This is a genomic window from Desulfocastanea catecholica (genome assembly GCF_054657295.1).
Genome location: NZ_BAAHYZ010000165.1, coordinates 1 through 295 on the forward strand (window position 1 = coordinate 1; position 295 = coordinate 295).

1 pseudogene is annotated in these 295 nt (G+C 50.8%); it reads right to left on the reverse strand.

Annotated elements, in window-relative coordinates:
• Window positions 1-200: pseudogene (locus tag ACYQ8U_RS23365) on the reverse strand (sodium ion-translocating decarboxylase subunit beta); the annotation flags it as partial.
• Window positions 201-295: the final 95 nt, after the last annotated feature.

The following is a 295-nucleotide window of genomic DNA, read 5'->3' on the forward strand; positions in this document are numbered from 1 at the left end:
ACGATAATTGTCCCGTCCTCTTTCTGCATGGTGGCTATTTCGTCGCCGCTGTAGACAAAGGCATCCTGCTGCATGAGAATACGTTTTATTTTGGCGTCCGCCGGAGAGACTATGGTGATGGTGCCGTCATCTGCCCAGGCAAATGAGGTCCAGCACAACAGTACCGCCAGCAGAAGAGGCATGAAAAATCTGATTTTCATAATACTATCCCGTTAAAAACAAGAAGTGACGGCTCCCCGACCGGAGATCAGGGAACCTGAAGACGACCATCAGCCGATGGTAAACAGCGGGTCAG